Source organism: Lentibacillus halodurans (assembly GCF_900112045.1).
Taxonomy (GTDB): domain Bacteria; phylum Bacillota; class Bacilli; order Bacillales; family Amphibacillaceae; genus Lentibacillus; species Lentibacillus halodurans.
The window spans coordinates 117,591-134,475 of record NZ_FOJW01000009.1; the positions used below are offsets into that span (position 1 = coordinate 117,591).

The following is a 16,885-nucleotide window of genomic DNA, read 5'->3' on the forward strand; positions in this document are numbered from 1 at the left end:
TTCTTAGAAGAGGTTCTCTTTAAACCTTCTCATCCATATTTGGTTACGGATTTCTTCCAATCCATAAGCGCTGTATGATGTACACCATACTTTTGATAAATACCTTTTAAGCTAAAACCTTTATGTTCATATGCATCCAATACTATTTGTTTAAATTCAATCGTATAATTCTTTCTTGGCATAAAAATAGCTCCCCTCAAAGTAGCAGATTTTATTTTTTCATCTGTCTACTTAGAAGGGAGCATATCACATCGTTGGGATTTATCTTTAGCTAATATACTTTTGTCTCAGCCTCTTTATTAAATTCCGGCGATTTTCATGATAAAGTAAAACAAAAACAAGGCTGAAATCATGATGAGTACAACAGGTAAGTCTTTTTGTTTACCCATTGCAATTTTTACAACCGGATATGCAATAAACCCGAACGCCATGCCATCAGCAATGCTGTAAGTGAATGGGATCATGGCGACAATCATAAAAGCCGGCAATGCTTCAGACAGATCATTCAGCGGTACATTCCGAAGATTTTGTGCCATTAATACACCAACGATAATCAGGATCGGACTGATCGCTGTATTCGGGATCATGGAAATCCATGGAATGATAAACAGCGTTGCCAGAAACAACAATCCTGCTGTCACAGCAGCTTTGCCCGTTTTGCCGCCGGAGGTAATGACAGCAGCATTTTCTGCAGCTGAGACAGTCGGCGATGTGCCGAAAAACGCACTCATCAATGATGAAAAAGCTGTAGCCTGATAGGCTCTATTGTAGCTGTTCTGTCGTTTAAGCATATGAAGCTGACCGTGCAGCAGACCCATGTTTTCGAAAATAAGAATAATGGCCAGCGGAAAAACAGCGAGCCAAAACTCAAAATCACCTGCTGCTGCGAATGAAGGGGTGAAAATCATATCGCCCGCATTGATATGGATGGAACGCTTGGTTGTGTCCATCACTCCAAACAGATAAGCGAGCATCGTTCCGGCTGCCATTGTCACAAGGAAGTTGGCCGGGATATTTTTCATAAATAAAAATATCGCCATAAATAACGTCAGCAGACTGGTGATAAATACAGGCGATGTAAAGTCACCGACAGCGATGATTGTTTGTTCGCCACTGACGACAAGACCGCTTTTTTCCAGACCGATCAGGATCAGGAAAAAGCCAAGTCCTACGGTAATCGCATGTTTCAATGATTCAGGGATGGCCTCTTTTAATACAGCTCCCAATTTCGTGAAAGCTGTCATCAGAAACAGTACTGATGCGACCAGAATAACCGCCAGGCCTTCCTGAAATGAAAGCCCAGTATTTTCGACGATTGAATAGGCAAACAGTGCATTGATACCCATACCAGGAATCAGGATCAATGGCAATCTGGCAAACAATCCCATCACGATGGTTCCAGCAAAACTAGCAAGGATAGTAGCGATCATCCCAGCCTCCAGTGCAAGGCCGGCCTCACTCAAGATGGATCCGTTCACTGCCACAATATAGACTGTTGTCAGGTAGCCAATTAACCCGGCTGTCATGTCAGTAAGCCATGTTCCTTTGGTATTTTGCGAAGTCATATTGCCTTGATCGGACATGTGTATTCACCAAATATTTCTGTCCCTCTCCCGCCCGATCATACATCAATAATGTACAATCCACGAGTGATTATTATAGCGTTTTTTGTTATAATTAGCAAAGGAAGAATACTTATAATATAGGCGGTGTTGTGTTGTGAAGTATCATTCGGTATTTGACATTATCGGACCGGTCATGATTGGTCCGTCAAGTTCACATACAGCAGGAGCAACAAGAATCGGAAAAGCAGCACGTAATCTATTTGGTCAAGAACCAAAATGGGCGCATATCCATTTATATGAATCATTTGCCAAAACATATAAAGGTCACGGAACGGATTTTGCTTTGGCTGGCGGTCTGCTTGGATTTGAAACGGATGATCCAAGAATGAATCAAGCGCTGGAGATTGCCAAAGAAAGAAACCTTGACATTGAATTTATTGAAGACAGTGCCGGTGTTGACCACCCGAACACTGCAAGGCTGATTATTGGTGATGATACAGATCAGATCGAACTGGTCGGTATTTCCATTGGCGGCGGTAAAATTGAAATTACGGAATTGAATGGATTCGAATTAAGGCTGTCCGGAAATCACCCAGCCATTTTGATTATGCACAATGACCGGTTCGGAGCGATTGCATCTGTTACGAAAATTTTAGCCAAACACGAGATCAATATCGGTCATATGGAAGTGAATCGGAAAGATGTCGGGAAGGAAGCACTGATGGTCATTGAAGTGGATCAGAATGTGGATGACAATGTTTTGAAGGAAATGGAAATTGCAGATCATATTGATCAGGTTGCCAAGATTGTCAGTTAGCGAGTCGATGATCAAGAAATGCGCTGCGAACGGTTGAATTCCATGTGATAGGCAGATGAATCGTACGATAAACTGGATAAATCGCATGAGAAATGGAAACAACACACAACAGCCATCAAATCGTTATCGTATACGGTTGAATGGGTGCACTTAAATTCGAGCAGTTCCAAACTTAAGAAGGCGCACCAAATTTATGCCCGATAGCGTGCACAATCAATAATGCCTGCCCGTGATCAGGAGAGGAGTTTTCATATGTTTCGCACAGTTGCTGAATTAGTGGAAATAGCTGAAAAGGATCATATATTAATCTCGGAAGTTATGATACAACAGGAAATGGAAATGAAGGAGAAATCACGGGAAGAGATATTTTCCGAAATGGAAAAGAACCTTGATGTGATGGAGAAGGCGGTGGAAGATAGTCTGAAAGGTGTTGAGTCTGTCACCGGGCTGACCGGTGGCGACGCTGTCAAAGTCCAGGAATACATGAAAGAAAACACGCCATTGTCCGGCCATGTTGTCATGGATGCTGTCAGTAAAGCGATGGGCACTAACGAGGTCAATGCTGCGATGGGAACGATCTGTGCTACACCGACAGCAGGCAGTGCGGGCTGTGTTCCCGGTACACTATTCGCTGTTAAAAATCAGCTGAATCCGACGCGTGAACAGATGGTGCATTACTTATTCACTTCAGGAGCATTCGGGTTTGTCGTTGCCAATAATTCATTTATTTCCGGAGCTGCTGGCGGTTGCCAGGCTGAGGTGGGTTCAGCAGGGGCCATGGCATCGGCTGCAATCGTGGAAATGGCCGGCGGAACACCACAGCAATCAGCCGATGCATTTGCCATGACACTGAAAAATATGCTTGGGCTCGTCTGTGATCCGGTTGCCGGTCTTGTCGAAGTGCCATGTGTCAAACGGAACGCAGGGGGATCGACACTTGCGATCGTATCAGCCGACATGGCGCTTGCCGGTGTAACAAGCACAATCCCGTGTGATGAAGTAATTGGTGCCATGTACCGGATTGGCAAACAGATGCCTTCCAGCCTGCGTGAAACAGGAGAGGGCGGTCTGGCCGATACACCAACAGGACGCCTCTTAAAGGAGAAAATATTTGGAATGTCGGTTTAGGAAAGAGTGATCTGAATAATGTTGAGCGACCCAGTAACAGTAATTAAAGGTATTGGAGAAAAATTTGCTGAAGATTTGGGGGAAATGGGCATCCATACCGTGGAAGATCTGCTTTATTATTTCCCCTCCCGCTATGATGTATTTGAAATCAAACCGCTTAATGAATTAATTCATGAGGATAAGGTCACCATCGAGGGAAGGATTGTCCATGAGCCTTCCCTTACTTTTTATGGAAAGAAAAAATCAAGGCTTTCATTTAATGTAGAAGTGGAGCATGTTGCAGTTAAGGCAGTCATGTTCAATCGGGCATTTGCCAAAAAGCAGCTGAGTTCCGGAGACACTGTAACATTAACGGGAAAATGGGATGCGCACCGACTGCAAATAACGGTAAGCAATTATAAAAAAGGCCCGGCAAATGAACTGGCAGCCATCCAGCCGATGTATTCACTGAAAGGTGATGTGACCAATTACAAGCTGAAGAAAGCAGTCGGAAACGCCCTCAAAACATATCAGCATGAAATAGATGAGCTTCTCCCGGATCGCTACTTGGAGTCCTATAAATTGCCGGATCGTTCCACTGCAGTCAGCACTATGCATTTTCCTGAAAGCAGAATGGATCTGAAACATGCCAGACGGCGATTTACATATGAGGAGTTTTTACTGTTCCAGCTTAAAATGCAGTTATTAAGGAAAATTAAACGGGAATCAACCAGTGGGAATGCCCAGCATTATGAATCGGCGACCCTTAACGAATTTGTGAACAGCTTTCCTTTTTCCTTCACAACTGCTCAGCAGAAGGCACTGAACCAGATATTGGCCGATATGAAATCACCATACAGGATGAGCCGCTTGCTGCAGGGAGATGTAGGATCAGGTAAGACAGCCGTTGCAGAGGTATGCCTTTATGCCTCTATTACAGCAGGCAAGCAGGGAGCTTTGATGGTGCCGACCGAAATATTGGCTGAACAACATTTTCAATCATTGCAGGAAACATTCGGTGAAAGAGCCATGATCGTTTTGTTGACCGGATCCGTTAAAGGAAAAAAGCGGAAAGAGACACTTGCCACTATTGAAAATCATGAAGCAGATATTGTGGTAGGCACGCATGCACTCATCCAGGACGATGTATTTTTTGATGATCTCGGCTTTGTAATTGTTGATGAGCAGCACCGATTCGGGGTTGAACAACGCCGGGTATTAAGGGAAAAAGGGCTTCACCCTGATGTATTGTTCATGACAGCAACTCCGATCCCGAGAACTTTGGCGATTACCGCATTTGGTGACATGGACGTATCCGTCATCGATGAAATGCCATCAGGCCGAAAAGCAATTGAAACATATTGGGCGAAGGAAAATACATTCGATCGTATCCTGCAATTTATTGGTAAACATGTCCGGCAAGGTGAACAGGCTTATGTAATCTGTCCGCTGATCGAGGAGTCGGATAAGCTCGATATCCAGAATGCGGTTGATTTGTATCATCAGCTGGAACATTTTTATCAGGGTTCCGTAAAAATAGGACTTTTGCATGGACGGCTTTCAACTGATGAAAAGGATCAGGTTATGAAACAGTTTGCCGAAGGAGTTATGGATGTCCTCGTATCAACGACCGTTGTTGAGGTCGGTGTGAATGTAACCAATGCAACCATTATGGTCATTTATGATGCAGAGCGTTTCGGCCTTTCTCAGTTGCATCAGCTCAGAGGCCGGGTTGGCCGCGGTGAAAAACAAAGCTACTGTATTTTGATTGCTGATCCAAAGGGTGAAACAGGGAAAGAGCGGATGCGGATTATGACCGAAACAAATAACGGCTTTGCGTTATCTGAACAGGATCTTAAATTGCGTGGGCCAGGGGATTTTTTCGGAAAAAAACAGAGTGGAATGCCTGAATTTAAGGTAGCAGATATGATCCATGATTACCGGGCACTGGAAACCGCTCGTCAGGATGCAGAGGAAATCATTGAACATAATATGCTGGAAAATGATCCGGCTTTTCAGCATTTACAGATGGATTTGGAAAATAATTCGGTTTTTTATGAGAAATTAGACTAAAGAAAATGTTCAAACGTCCGATATAATTTGTGATAACTTGCATATTCAGACTTGGTATTATATATTACTATTAGTACCAAGTCATAGGAATACGATATACCATTAATTAACTAAGGGAAAACAATGTTGCCGCCACCATAACTTGGCAAATACCGTGCTTTTCCTATTGGACGGTGCTGTATATGAAAATCAGTAAAGTGGAACGACAGCGATTATTAAAAGAAACCATTGAAGCGACACCATTTATAACCGACGAGAAATTAGCGGAAAAATTCAATGTCAGTATACAGACGATCAGGCTTGACCGGATGGAACTTTCCATACCGGAACTCCGTGAGCGAATTAAATCTGTAGCCGCATATCAGTGGAACGAGACTGTAAAAGCACTCTCCCTGGATGAGGTGATCGGAGAAATTATCGATCTGGATCTCGACAGGCGAGCCATTTCGATACTGGAAATTAAAAAAGAACACGTTTTTTCACGGAATAAAATTGCCCGCGGGCACCATTTATTTGCGCAGGCAAATTCATTGGCTGTAGCAGTCATTAATGATGAACTTGCGTTGACGGCCAAATCAGAAATTAAGTTTACCAGACAGGTTAAAGCCGGTGAGCGAGTTGTTGCCAAGGCATTGGTTAAAGATGTGGATGATAAAGGAATGACAGTGGTTCAAGTGAACAGTTTTGTCGACAACGAGAAAGTGTTTACCGGATTATTTCATATGTATCGTTCGAACGATCCAAAAGGGGATATTGGAAATGAAGATAGCAATTGATGCAATGGGAGGCGATCATGCACCAGAGGCGATTGTAAAAGGTGCTGAACAAGCTGTACCCGAGATTGACAATTTGAACATAGCGCTGGTCGGTGATGAAAGTAAAATCAAACCCTATTTAAACGACCATGATCAGATTGATATAATCCATACAGATGACATCATTACCGCTGATGACGAACCCGTGCGTGCAGTGAGAAGCAAGAAGAATTCGTCACTAGTAAGGATGGCCAGGGAAGTAAAAGAGAATCGTGCTGATGCCTGTATTTCAGCAGGAAATACCGGTGCCTTGATGAGCGCAGGCTTATTTGTCGTCGGAAGAATTCGTGGGATCGATCGTCCGGCACTGAGTCCGACACTCCCAACGGTTGACGGAAAAGGCTTTTTGCTGCTGGATGTCGGAGCGAATGTTGATGCGAAGGCCCACAACCTTGTTCAATACGCTATCATGGGGTCCATTTATACGAAAAAGGTGCGGTTGGTTGAAAATCCGACTGTAGGACTCCTGAATGTTGGAACTGAAGAAGGAAAAGGAAATGACCTCACCAAAAAAACATACAATCAATTAAAAGAAGCCCCGGTCAATTTTGTTGGCAATGTGGAAGCACGTGATATTTTGACCGGTCCTGCAGATGTAGTCATTACTGATGGGTTCAGTGGAAATATCGCACTGAAAACGATTGAAGGAACAGCAATGACCATGTTTTCGATGCTAAAAGAAACATTTATGTCATCGGTCAAAACAAAGATTGCTGCCGGCATGGTAAAGTCTGATTTAAAAGGGTTGCAAAGCCAACTGGATTACTCGGAGTATGGCGGAGCAGGTCTGTTCGGTCTTGCGGCTCCTGTCATTAAAGCACATGGATCATCGAATAGTCGCGCCGTATTCAATGCCATCAAACAAGCATCGCATATGGTTGAAAACGATGTGACTGGCACGATTAAAACAACGGTTGAATCGATAGATTGGAATAAGGGGGACTGAACATGGCACGTGTCGTATTTTTATTTCCCGGCCAGGGCTCACAAGCAGTCGGTATGGGAAAAGTATTGTACGATGAATACCCGGAAGTACGGGAATTATTCCGGCGGGCAGATCAGCTTCTGGGAAAAGAATTGACTAACCTGATGTTTGAAGGTCCGAAAGAAGAGCTTACCGAAACAGAGAATGCACAGCCGGCATTATTATTGTCTGGAATTGCTGTGCAAAGGCTTCTCGAAAAGGAAAATATTAAGCCCGTGATGGCTGCAGGCCATAGCCTCGGAGAATACAGTGCACTTGTTGCTGCAGGGGCTATTTCGTTTGAGGATGCCATACCGCTCGTTGCTACCCGTGGAAGGTTAATGGAAGAAGCTTTTCCTAAAGGGAAGGGTTCTATGGCAGCGGTGCTGGGCATGTCGCAAGCTGATATCGAACAGACACTGGATCAGTTAAATGATGATGAAATTGTTGATATCGCCAATCTGAACTGCCCAGGACAGATTGTTATTTCTGGTTCAAAAGAAGGCATTGATGCAGCTGCGGGTCTTTTAAAAGAAAATGGTGCCAAACGGGTTTTACCTTTGAATGTGAGCGGTCCTTTCCATTCCAGATTGATGAAACCGGCTAATGAGGAATTTGCACAAGAACTGGACGGGGTAACATTCAATAGTAACGACTTCCCGGTTTATGCCAACGTGACGGCTGAACCTGTAACGGATAAGAATGACGCAAAAGATTTGTTAATCCGACAGCTGTACTCACCAGTCCGGTTTGAGGAATCTATCCGTCATATGCTGAATGAAGGTGTTGATGCCTTCGTCGAGCTCGGAACAGGAAAAGTATTGAGCGGCCTTGTGCGGAAAATTGATCGCAAAGCCAAAACATTTGCTGTACAGGATTTGGATTCATTGAATGAGTTTTTAACATGGTATAGGGAGGAATCCTAATGCTCAAAGGAAAAAATGCACTCGTAACCGGTGCCTCTCGCGGAATCGGCCGTGCGATAGCCCTGGAACTTGCAAAGCAGGGAGCAAATGTCGCGGTCAATTATTCGGGCAGTGAAGACAGGGCACAATCCGTTGTTGAAGAAGTCAGGCAAAAAGGTGTAGAATCGTTTAAGATCCAGGCCAATGTTGCAGATGAACAAGAATCGAAAGCAATGGTCAAACAAGTTGTCAGCGATTTTGGCAGCTTGGATATTTTAGTGAATAATGCGGGTATCAATCGGGATAACTTATTAATGCGGATGAAAGAAGATGAATTCGATCAGGTGATTGATACGAATCTTAAAGGGGTCTTTCAATGCACGAAAGCCGTCTCCAGGCAGATGATGAAACAGAAAGGCGGACGGATCGTCAATGTTTCATCGGTTGTCGGCGTCAGCGGCAACGCCGGACAGGCTAACTATACGGCTGCCAAAGCAGGTGTCATTGGGCTGACAAAATCGACAGCAAAGGAATTCGCATCACGTAACATACTGGTCAATGCCGTTGCACCCGGTTTTATCTCAACTGATATGACGGATGCCCTGACAGAGGAACAAAAAGAGGGCATGCTGTCACTGATACCGTTGGAAAAATTGGGTGAACCAGAAGATGTAGCACGCGTTGTCCGTTTTCTGGCTTCCGATGATGCAAATTATATTACTGGACAGACAATCCATATCGACGGTGGCATGGTGATGTAGAACAGAAATGGGGCGGAAGATCGATTTTTGATGAAATCGGTGACTCAACCGGTTCAAATCATATTATACTAATTGAAAGGGGGTGACGAATCATGGCAGACGTTTTCGATAAAGTAAAAGAAATTATTGTAGATAAACTTGAAGTGGAAGAACCACAAGTGACCATGGAAGCATCTTTCAAAGATGACCTTGAGGCTGATTCACTTGATGTGGTTGAACTTGTTATGGAACTTGAAGATGAATTTGACATGGAAATCGCTGATGAGGAAGCCGAAAAAATCAACACGGTTGGTGATGCTGTTAATTACATAAACAGCAATCAATCCTGACTTTATATAGCTGAAGTCCCGCACCATGCGGGGCTTTCTGTTATTTCAGCGTCTGCAAAATAAATCTATCTTCGTTTGAGTGGTGATCATCGACATGAATATTTCACAGCTGGAAAAACAGTTAGGCATAACATTTAATGATCAAGACTTGCTTAAGCAAGCTTTCACACATTCATCTTATGTGAATGAGCATCGGGATAAACATTTTTCGGATAATGAACGGTTGGAATTTTTGGGTGATGCCGTTTTGGAACTGGGGGTATCCCAATATTTATACAAGCAAAAGGAACGATTGGCAGAAGGGGATTTGACCAAATTACGCGCTTCAATTGTATGTGAACCGTCTCTTGTTGAATTTTCGCGGGAGCTGAATTTTGGTGCCTATCTATTGCTTGGCAGAGGTGAGGAACAGTCAGGCGGCCGCGAACGTCCTGCGATACTGGCAGATGTGTTTGAAGCGTTCCTGGGCGCATTGTATTTGGATCAGGGATACGATGTCGTCATTCAATTCCTGAAAAAATATGTCTATCCGAAAATAACGACAGGTGCTTTTTCGCATGCGATGGATTATAAAAGCAAATTGCAGGAACATGTCCAGCAGCACCGCAATCACAGTATTGACTATGTGATTGCAGATGAAAAAGGCCCGTCTCACGACAAAGAATTCGTTGCCAGGGTGATTATCAATGGCAATATCTCTGGCGAGGGAACAGGCCATACTAAAAAAGAAGCTGAACAGCGTGCTGCCAAGCATGCGCTGGATTCGTTGGGTGATTAACATTGAAAAGGCTGTATGCTTGTGGAATGAGCACCAGCCTTTTTCAGATGTTGTTCATGATAAATTTTCTTATATTTTCCCACTTTTAATGGCTAGTCACATATTATCCTCATTAATCTCTAATTCAAAGAGATATCTTGTTTGGACACCAAAATCTGTTAAGTTGACAATCGCTTAATATTTCATTAAACGTTGTCAGATATTTGGTATAAAATTTATGTAATAGACCAATATTATGTATTTTCTTGATTACACCGCGATTGTATTAACGAACAAAATAAAGAACCTATGGCAAGAAATGGAATTTTAGGGAAGATGCAAATATTTTCATATATACATAGAAAATAATAAAATTGTACATCAATTAAAATTGGGTAGTAGAACTGATAAAGTTGAAGAATTCCTAAAGGTATAGGTGTAAAAAGTGCAGGTTCGCTTATCCATTCACAGTTTTACGCAAATAGCCGCTAATAGGAATAAGTGTTAACGCTCAAACGGCTTATTTCTTGAAATAACTTATTGTAAAGATAACCCAAATTCGAGATGATTAGTGTAATGTTTTAATCTAGAGTGTATAGTCCGGGGATTCTTATGAATGAAATTTTGTGGGGCGATGTTATATTTCAGCTAGTGTTTCTTATTGTTTTTATAGTGATTGCTGCATTAATTGTGTTAGCCATACGTACACATTCAAAACGGTCTAAACAAATGGATAGGTCTGTTACAAATATAATTACCACTATAGTGATTTTATTGGCACTTTTGTTTGTTCTTGAATTTATAGGAGTAAATATATCATACTTAGTTCCAAAATTAATAGAATGGGCTACGAAATTCATTCTTCCTTGGGTACTATTATATTGGTTTATAAGACTTATTAAAAGTCTGGAGAAAAGATAAGTCGTATTCTATTGGCGCTTATCTCGAAAATACATATGAGAGGGAATTATTGATGGATTTGATAGAAGTTCTGAATTTAATAATCATTGCAGTAGTTATTATGGCAATATTCACCATTTTTTTGCTCGTTTTTTCCTTGAGGTTCGCTAAGTCATCAAATAACATGCGAAAGAAAATCTGGAAATACAAAAAGAAATGCTAAACGAAATTAAGGTGCTAAGAAGAAATTCGAATTCCAAAGGTTAAAGGTACACAAACAGGTGCACTTCAGGAGTAAAGATTGCGCTCTATAATTATAAATCTGGTCAAATTGTGTTGTAACAAATCGGGTTTTTGTTAAATTCCTGAAAGGGGCTAGTAAGATGGATATATTTATCCCCGTTGGCTTAGGCTTTATCATAAATTTACTGATTTTTATTATCGCTAAGAGTCTAAAACGAACAAATGATACATCATTATTAATTTGCATAATTGCTTTTTTCATTGTGCTTATTACATCTCTTGTTATTGGGAGATGGAAGGGTCTGGGTATAGGTGTACTCAGTATTGGTATGCTCATATCCATATTTATTATCAAAATCTCTATGATAATAAATCCTCGCAAAGGCTAATATTTGGTATTCAATCAACGGCGCTATTAAAGGGGGGGATTGGATGACACCTTGGACTGCTGGTGTTTGCTGTAGGGTTAGTAGTGGGTGGATTAGCCTATGCAATTTATAGTATGTTTGCCAAAAAGCCGATAGGTCTATATATCTCCACAGTTGTCCATATTGTTTTGGGAATTTTATCACTTCCTTCAAATTGGGTTATATGTATTGGGGTTAGTCGTCCTTGAATTAATCGTAGGAATTATAATAAACGAAAGTGGAATTATTAGATTAGAAAAGCAATTCATATAACAAATATTATATTACTTTTTGGTTTATTAGTATTTAACTTTTTTTGCTTATCTTGGTATGCATTTTACTCCACCAAATGAGCCTTATACGGCAGAATATATCTTTTTAGCTAGTTTTTATCTAATTTGGGGAGTTTTTTTATTATCTACAATTAAAACTAAATTCTTTTAAAAATTTTCTGATCTTCATTATCCTAGAATTGCTTTTCTTTTTAGCCTGGGGTTCATGTGGGCATACAATACTAGAAACTTTGATTGAGTAAGCTATGTTATAACTTATTAAAGTAAATATAAAAGTTAATCCTCAATTAACGGGGCGCTAATCAAGAATGAGTATTAGTCCATAAATTAAACGTAAGATCACACTGCAGGGTAAAAAAGGAGAATTATAAAGTTAAGTAGAAATTATTATTTGTATCAAACATTAATCAAATGGAGGGCGTAACATTAAGTAAATTCGGGTTGTACAACAAGTTTACTGCTGTTGAAGGTAGACGTGATTCCTTAGCAAAACTGTTGTCCGAAGCTTCAAAGTCAATGGAGAAATTGGATGAGTGCGAATTATATGTTGTAAGCCTAGCTGATGAGTGATGCCATTTATGTTTATGAGGTTTGGTCCAGCGAGGAAGCTCATCAAGCTTCTTTATCAATGGAAGCAAGTCAACGACTAATTCAAAATGCGAAACCGATATTTGCAGTATTGGAATTTCATACCTATAGGTGGAAAAGAAGGCATTTCAACCTCACAAAATTATAGCGATTGAGACAAACTGAAAAAGATGTTTCAACTTCTTCAACTAAAGGGTGCTTTTCTTGAATAAGAAGGTACCCATTCATTATATTGATGGAAATTTGTTTATCGAAAATCCCTTATTCCACTTTTTCGAGGGGATGGCCAGAGACACCCAATATAAAAATTGTGAATTCCAAACACTTGGAATTCACAATTTGCTACTTTTTGTTTAGCTTTCCAGTGCTTTGATGACTTTTTCAGCTGTGCTTTGGCTAGACATTGGATTTTGCCCGGTAGCCAAATGACCGTCACGAACTGAAAAATCTGTCCAATCATCACCACGGACAAACTCAGCACCTTTTTCTCGTAGTTTAGATTCAAGTAAAAATGGCATATGTTGATCTAAACTCATATCTTTTTCTTCGCTATCAGTAAAAGCGCTCACCTTTTTGCCTTCCACAAGTGGTGTACCGTCTTTATAGGTAACGTTGACGAGTCCTGCTGGTCCGTGGCAGACAGAGCCGATTACACGGTTATCTTCGGCAAACTGTTGGAGAACATATTGCAGTGTTTCGCTGGTTGGAAAATCAAACATTGTACCATGTCCGCCAGGAAGAAAGATAGCGTCAAAACCATGTGCATCATCTTTACTTAGTTTCACTGTATTTTTTAATTCTTCCTCGGCCGCCTGCCATTCTTCGTTTTTCTCTTCCGGTATGCTGTTTGGATCTAGTGCAACCTCACCGCCATCGATACTGGTTAGTTTAATGTCATAGCCGTTGGCTTTAAAAACGTTATAAGGAACTGCGAACTCTTCTAGCCAAAGGCCTGTTTTGTGATCATCCGTTATTTTTGTATGATTCGTGACGACCATAAGAATTTGTTTATGTGCCATCTTGCAATCCTCCTTATGCATTAGCTTGCTTAATAAAGATAAATGACATTTACTGCTATTATCAAAGTATATGCTCATTAATAGTATTTCTGTTCAGATTAACAAAGTATACAAACAGTGTAACCGTCAAGTAGTTTTGAACACTTTTTGCTGATTAATTTTGAACATTTTTCGATTGAAATACAGTTTGCCTGTGTTTAATACGGTGACTGGAACCGTTTAAATGAATTACTTCAGCTCGGTGAAGGAGTCGGTCCAGAATGGCTGTTGTGATTCCCTGATCGCCCATTAATTCTCCCCAATCCTCAGGTCCTTTATTGGATGTTAGTATAATGGAACTTCGTTCATACAAATGATTAATTAAATGAAAAAACAGGTTTGCTTCATGTTGGTCCATTGCCATATACATCAGGTCGTCAATGATAACTAAGTCTGCGTCTCTAATACGTTTGAGACGTAATTGTGCTTTTCGGATATTCTCCTCAGTTTTTAAAAGAGACACCAGTTCCCCCATGGAAATGAAGGCTACACGTTGTCCATGTTGAATGGCTTCTAAACCGAGACCTATTGCCAGATGTGTTTTTCCTACCCCGGGCGGTCCAAGAAATATTAAATTAAATACTTGGTCTAGCCAAGAGAGCTCCTGGAGCTGTTTGAGCTGCCGATTGTTTATCGATGGTTGCTCTCCTAAATCAAACTCATCAAGACTTTTCTCGTATGGAAACTTGGCCCATTTCAAATGTTTTTCAATCATCTTCTCCTCTCGACGTTTCTCTTCGTAAGTAAGAGGTTCATGTAATAATTCTTGGTATGTCCAGGATTTTAGTTCTGCCTTTCTTAAGAAAGATGGAAGCTCCTTGGATGTTTCTGACATTCTTAACTGATGAAATTGAGCTTGTAGTTGCTCTACCGATCCTCCCATATTACACACCTCCCAAGATTTTGATATAACTATCTATATCGCGGAGTGCAGCTTTTTGTTTCAATAGATCCGTAGGAATATTGGCGGTTGTAAGTTCATCCGTGAGAATTTGATCTTTAACTCCATTGATCCTGGAAAGGTGCTTTACGACATCGTGAAAGTCGTTCGCACTCCACAATTTTTCCTGAAGACAAGTATCCAATGCTTGCTGAATGAATGGTTCATAATCTTTAACTGCCTTCTGAAGAATCTGCAGCTGATCCCGTATATAGCGAGGGTACCGTTGATACAGTTCGTCGAGGAAAACCTGAATGTTTCCTTCATCTTGAAATGACTTTTTTATGGTATCCATGTAAGCAGCTATTCCTTTTGACTTGTCTCTAGAATGATTAGTATTCTTAATAAGCTTCCCTTTCCCGGTGGAATTAGACAATTTCTTCTGTGATTCCTTCGTAATATTCAAAAGCATTTTCATGACATCGCAAAACATCCCTTGTCGTGAATGGAGTTTCTTGCCACTCCACATACTTATATCGAGAATGTGAAAGAACAAAGGCTATCGCATAAATTTTAATGAATTTCCCATCAGTGTTCTTTACTCTTAACTCTCCGAAATCAACCTGCATCTGTTTCCTTTCGGTAACTCCTATAAAGCTTCAAAGTGTCGTTTGTTTAAAGCCTTAGGGATATGATATTTCTCCCGCAGTTCCTTTATGTAAGTCCTCACAGTGCTCTCCCCAATTTCCCGGTATCCACATCGCTCCTCCAGCCAATCAGATATTTGGGAGGCTGAAAGGTCTGGGTGCTCTTTGAGCCAATCCAATATAGTTTCTTGATAATCATCCAATTTTCTCTTTCTAGTCTTTAACGTTTCTGCCCATTCCACAGCTGTTTCAAAATCCATTTCCAGATAAGCCTATACAGTGTTTTTCGATATCCCGCATTTTCGCGCTATTGCTGATATGTTAAAACCTTCTTTTTGTAACTGATGTACTAAAACAATTACCTCCAACTTTTTCACTTCTCCTTACTCCCTCCATCGGATTAACGTATTAAGTCTACATGATAAAGGGCCTTAGTGGTGAAAAAGTGTTCAATTCTATCAAGCAGAGATTGTTTATTCTAATCTAGCAGTTACAACAGTTTCACCATTAGATGATTCACGGTTTGATGAACCAGCAGATTGATGAAGGAACTCCACTTAAGGTTGTTCTGGGAGACATGGCTATACATGATTCGATCACATTAGACAGATTTTATATATTTGAAAGCTTCAAGGGATCTCAAGGGATCAGTAAATTGGTTTATCACTTTGTTCCAGAAAAGGGCGCGATTCTGAAGTAGTGAATTGCGCTCTTTATTGATTTATAGGGCCATTATGTTGAATAAGAAGATTTTTAGCAATCGAGAAGAAGTCCTTTGTATTTATGTTTGATAAACTATCAAGTGTGTAGGTAAACAATAGCGAAAGGAGATATTTGCATGAATCAAAATTATAAAACCTCTGTTCTGCCAACGGTGGTCGACCGGACTACTTGGCAGGCCAAACTGGATGAGTTGCGGATCCGGGAGAAGGCACACACCCGAGAAGGTGACGCGATCGCAGCGGCCCGACGGCGGCTGCCGATGGTCGAGGTGGACTCGACCATCCCGCTGATCGGCCCGGATGGCCCGGTCACGCTACTGGAGACGTTCGAGGGCCGCCACCAGCTGGTCGCGTACTACCACATGTGGCACACCGGCAGGCCCGCCGCGGAGCAGTGCGAGGGCTGCACCTTCTCCACGACCCACATCAACGAGCTGTCCTATCTGAACTCGCGGGACGTGAGCTACGCGACTTTCTGTCAGGGGCCGTACGAGGAGAGCTCGCGGTATCGCGACTTCATGGGCTGGACGGTTCCCTGGTACTCGGTGCCCCAGGACGCCGTGGATCGGTTGATCGCAGACCGGCACTTCGGCATCCTGGTCAGTTATCTCCGGGACGGTGACAAGGTCTACGAGACCTACTGGACCACCGGCCGCGGCAACGAACTGATGGCACCGTCGTACGGACTGCTGGACCTGACTGTCTACGGCCGGCAGGAGTTCTGGGAGGATTCGCCCGAGGGCTGGCCGCAGCATTGGGGCTCCAAAGGTGGTCAGTTTCGGCTGGACGGCCGCCCGACCGCCCAATGGTCTCGGCTTGAGGCCGGACACTCCGACGACCTTGGCACCAGGGCCACCGCCACCGATCGACACTACTGCCAAGACAAGCCGTGACCTAGGGGTTCCTCCGGGAAAATAAAATATAGCGTGATGAAAGCCCTCCAGATGGTTGTTTCAGGCACAATAAGCTATACAACACGATTGAATTCAAAAGCAACCTACTTAATTTTCCTTTATTCAATCATCGGGCGCAAATCAGGAATAAGTATTAGCGC

At 42.0% G+C, this 16,885-nt stretch carries 18 protein-coding genes; 11 read left to right on the plus strand and 7 right to left on the minus strand.

Annotated features, from left to right (window positions below):
- Positions 1–29: 29 nt before the first annotated feature.
- Both BM195_RS18370 and BM195_RS12025 read right to left on the minus strand, forming a co-directional pair.
- Positions 30–182: a hypothetical protein gene (locus BM195_RS18370; protein ID WP_170848242.1), complete on the minus strand. Its 153-nt coding sequence runs from the start codon at positions 180–182 to the stop codon at positions 30–32.
- 117 nt (positions 183–299) lie between these two features.
- Complete coding sequence (locus BM195_RS12025) at positions 300–1,583, minus strand: NCS2 family permease (RefSeq protein WP_244535749.1); 1,284 nt, start codon at positions 1,581–1,583, stop codon at positions 300–302.
- A gap of 136 nt (positions 1,584–1,719) precedes the next feature.
- Here BM195_RS12025 and sdaAB point away from each other — a divergent pair, with 136 nt between their 5' ends.
- The 10 genes from sdaAB to BM195_RS19190 all read left to right on the plus strand — a co-directional run bounded on the left by sdaAB (position 1,720) and on the right by BM195_RS19190 (position 11,625).
- Positions 1,720–2,382 (plus strand): L-serine ammonia-lyase, iron-sulfur-dependent subunit beta, encoded by a 663-nt coding sequence (sdaAB, locus tag BM195_RS12030; RefSeq protein ID WP_090238442.1) that lies wholly within the window; start codon positions 1,720–1,722, stop codon positions 2,380–2,382.
- A 252-nt stretch (positions 2,383–2,634) separates the two neighbouring features.
- Positions 2,635–3,510, plus strand: a complete 876-nt coding sequence (gene sdaAA / locus BM195_RS12035; protein ID WP_090238445.1) for an L-serine ammonia-lyase, iron-sulfur-dependent, subunit alpha — start codon at positions 2,635–2,637, stop codon at positions 3,508–3,510.
- Between the two features lie 18 nt (positions 3,511–3,528).
- Positions 3,529–5,562, plus strand: coding sequence for an ATP-dependent DNA helicase RecG (recG, locus tag BM195_RS12040; protein WP_090238448.1), 2,034 nt, complete (start codon positions 3,529–3,531; stop codon positions 5,560–5,562).
- A gap of 182 nt (positions 5,563–5,744) precedes the next feature.
- On the plus strand, positions 5,745–6,338 hold the full coding sequence (gene fapR, locus BM195_RS12045) for a transcription factor FapR (RefSeq protein WP_090238451.1): 594 nt from the start codon (positions 5,745–5,747) through the stop codon (positions 6,336–6,338).
- Positions 6,322–7,323 (plus strand): phosphate acyltransferase PlsX, encoded by a 1,002-nt coding sequence (gene plsX / locus BM195_RS12050; RefSeq protein ID WP_090238454.1) that lies wholly within the window; start codon positions 6,322–6,324, stop codon positions 7,321–7,323. The genes fapR and plsX overlap by 17 nt, the downstream gene beginning before the upstream one ends.
- A gap of 2 nt (positions 7,324–7,325) precedes the next feature.
- The gene (gene fabD, locus BM195_RS12055; RefSeq protein ID WP_090238458.1) at positions 7,326–8,267 is read left to right on the plus strand and encodes an ACP S-malonyltransferase; all 942 of its coding nucleotides are present in this window, start codon (positions 7,326–7,328) and stop codon (positions 8,265–8,267) included.
- Positions 8,267–9,007, plus strand: a complete 741-nt coding sequence (fabG, locus tag BM195_RS12060) for a 3-oxoacyl-[acyl-carrier-protein] reductase (RefSeq protein WP_090238461.1) — start codon at positions 8,267–8,269, stop codon at positions 9,005–9,007. Before fabD ends, fabG begins: the two co-directional genes overlap by 1 nt.
- Positions 9,008–9,099: 92 nt before the next feature.
- Entirely contained in the window at positions 9,100–9,336 is a 237-nt protein-coding gene (gene acpP / locus BM195_RS12065; protein WP_090238464.1) for an acyl carrier protein, read from the plus strand.
- 94 nt (positions 9,337–9,430) lie between these two features.
- Positions 9,431–10,114, plus strand: a complete 684-nt coding sequence (gene rnc / locus BM195_RS12070; protein ID WP_090238467.1) for a ribonuclease III — start codon at positions 9,431–9,433, stop codon at positions 10,112–10,114.
- Positions 10,115–11,376: 1,262 nt separating this feature from the next.
- Positions 11,377–11,625 (plus strand): YesK family protein, encoded by a 249-nt coding sequence (locus BM195_RS19190; protein WP_090238473.1) that lies wholly within the window; start codon positions 11,377–11,379, stop codon positions 11,623–11,625.
- 1,252 nt (positions 11,626–12,877) lie between these two features.
- Here BM195_RS19190 and BM195_RS12095 read toward each other — a convergent pair.
- The 5 genes from BM195_RS12095 to BM195_RS18615 all read right to left on the minus strand — a co-directional run bounded on the left by BM195_RS12095 (position 12,878) and on the right by BM195_RS18615 (position 15,486).
- Positions 12,878–13,543, minus strand: coding sequence for a type 1 glutamine amidotransferase domain-containing protein (locus BM195_RS12095; RefSeq protein ID WP_090238476.1), 666 nt, complete (start codon positions 13,541–13,543; stop codon positions 12,878–12,880).
- Between the two features lie 154 nt (positions 13,544–13,697).
- Positions 13,698–14,465: an IS21-like element helper ATPase IstB gene (gene istB / locus BM195_RS12100; protein WP_090238479.1), complete on the minus strand. Its 768-nt coding sequence runs from the start codon at positions 14,463–14,465 to the stop codon at positions 13,698–13,700.
- A 1-nt stretch (position 14,466) separates the two neighbouring features.
- A complete protein-coding gene (locus BM195_RS18600; protein WP_244535757.1) occupies positions 14,467–14,940 on the minus strand; it encodes a hypothetical protein in 474 nt (157 codons plus the stop codon).
- Positions 14,941–15,111: 171 nt separating this feature from the next.
- Entirely contained in the window at positions 15,112–15,369 is a 258-nt protein-coding gene (locus BM195_RS18610; protein ID WP_244535751.1) for a hypothetical protein, read from the minus strand.
- A 12-nt stretch (positions 15,370–15,381) separates the two neighbouring features.
- Entirely contained in the window at positions 15,382–15,486 is a 105-nt protein-coding gene (locus BM195_RS18615; protein WP_244535752.1) for a helix-turn-helix domain-containing protein, read from the minus strand.
- 461 nt (positions 15,487–15,947) lie between these two features.
- Between BM195_RS18615 and BM195_RS12115 the strand changes: the two genes are divergently transcribed.
- Positions 15,948–16,724 (plus strand): DUF899 family protein, encoded by a 777-nt coding sequence (locus BM195_RS12115; RefSeq protein WP_090238485.1) that lies wholly within the window; start codon positions 15,948–15,950, stop codon positions 16,722–16,724.
- Positions 16,725–16,885: the final 161 nt, after the last annotated feature.

Excerpts from the sequence above, each read along its gene's own strand:
- BM195_RS18370 (WP_170848242.1), bottom strand. The coding sequence starts at position 182 with ATGCCAAGAAAGAATTATACGATTGAATTTAAACAAATAGTATTGGAT.
- BM195_RS12025 (WP_244535749.1), bottom strand. The coding sequence starts at position 1,583 with ATGTCCGATCAAGGCAATATGACTTCGCAAAATACCAAAGGAACATGG.
- sdaAA (WP_090238445.1), top strand. The coding sequence starts at position 2,635 with ATGTTTCGCACAGTTGCTGAATTAGTGGAAATAGCTGAAAAGGATCAT.
- recG (WP_090238448.1), top strand. The coding sequence starts at position 3,529 with ATGTTGAGCGACCCAGTAACAGTAATTAAAGGTATTGGAGAAAAATTT.
- fapR (WP_090238451.1), top strand. The coding sequence starts at position 5,745 with ATGAAAATCAGTAAAGTGGAACGACAGCGATTATTAAAAGAAACCATT.
- plsX (WP_090238454.1), top strand. The coding sequence starts at position 6,322 with ATGAAGATAGCAATTGATGCAATGGGAGGCGATCATGCACCAGAGGCG.
- fabD (WP_090238458.1), top strand. The coding sequence starts at position 7,326 with ATGGCACGTGTCGTATTTTTATTTCCCGGCCAGGGCTCACAAGCAGTC.
- fabG (WP_090238461.1), top strand. The coding sequence starts at position 8,267 with ATGCTCAAAGGAAAAAATGCACTCGTAACCGGTGCCTCTCGCGGAATC.
- acpP (WP_090238464.1), top strand. The coding sequence starts at position 9,100 with ATGGCAGACGTTTTCGATAAAGTAAAAGAAATTATTGTAGATAAACTT.
- rnc (WP_090238467.1), top strand. The coding sequence starts at position 9,431 with ATGAATATTTCACAGCTGGAAAAACAGTTAGGCATAACATTTAATGAT.
- BM195_RS19190 (WP_090238473.1), top strand. The coding sequence starts at position 11,377 with ATGGATATATTTATCCCCGTTGGCTTAGGCTTTATCATAAATTTACTG.
- BM195_RS12095 (WP_090238476.1), bottom strand. The coding sequence starts at position 13,543 with ATGGCACATAAACAAATTCTTATGGTCGTCACGAATCATACAAAAATA.
- istB (WP_090238479.1), bottom strand. The coding sequence starts at position 14,465 with ATGGGAGGATCGGTAGAGCAACTACAAGCTCAATTTCATCAGTTAAGA.
- BM195_RS18600 (WP_244535757.1), bottom strand. The coding sequence starts at position 14,940 with ATGAAAATGCTTTTGAATATTACGAAGGAATCACAGAAGAAATTGTCT.
- BM195_RS18610 (WP_244535751.1), bottom strand. The coding sequence starts at position 15,369 with ATGGATTTTGAAACAGCTGTGGAATGGGCAGAAACGTTAAAGACTAGA.
- BM195_RS12115 (WP_090238485.1), top strand. The coding sequence starts at position 15,948 with ATGAATCAAAATTATAAAACCTCTGTTCTGCCAACGGTGGTCGACCGG.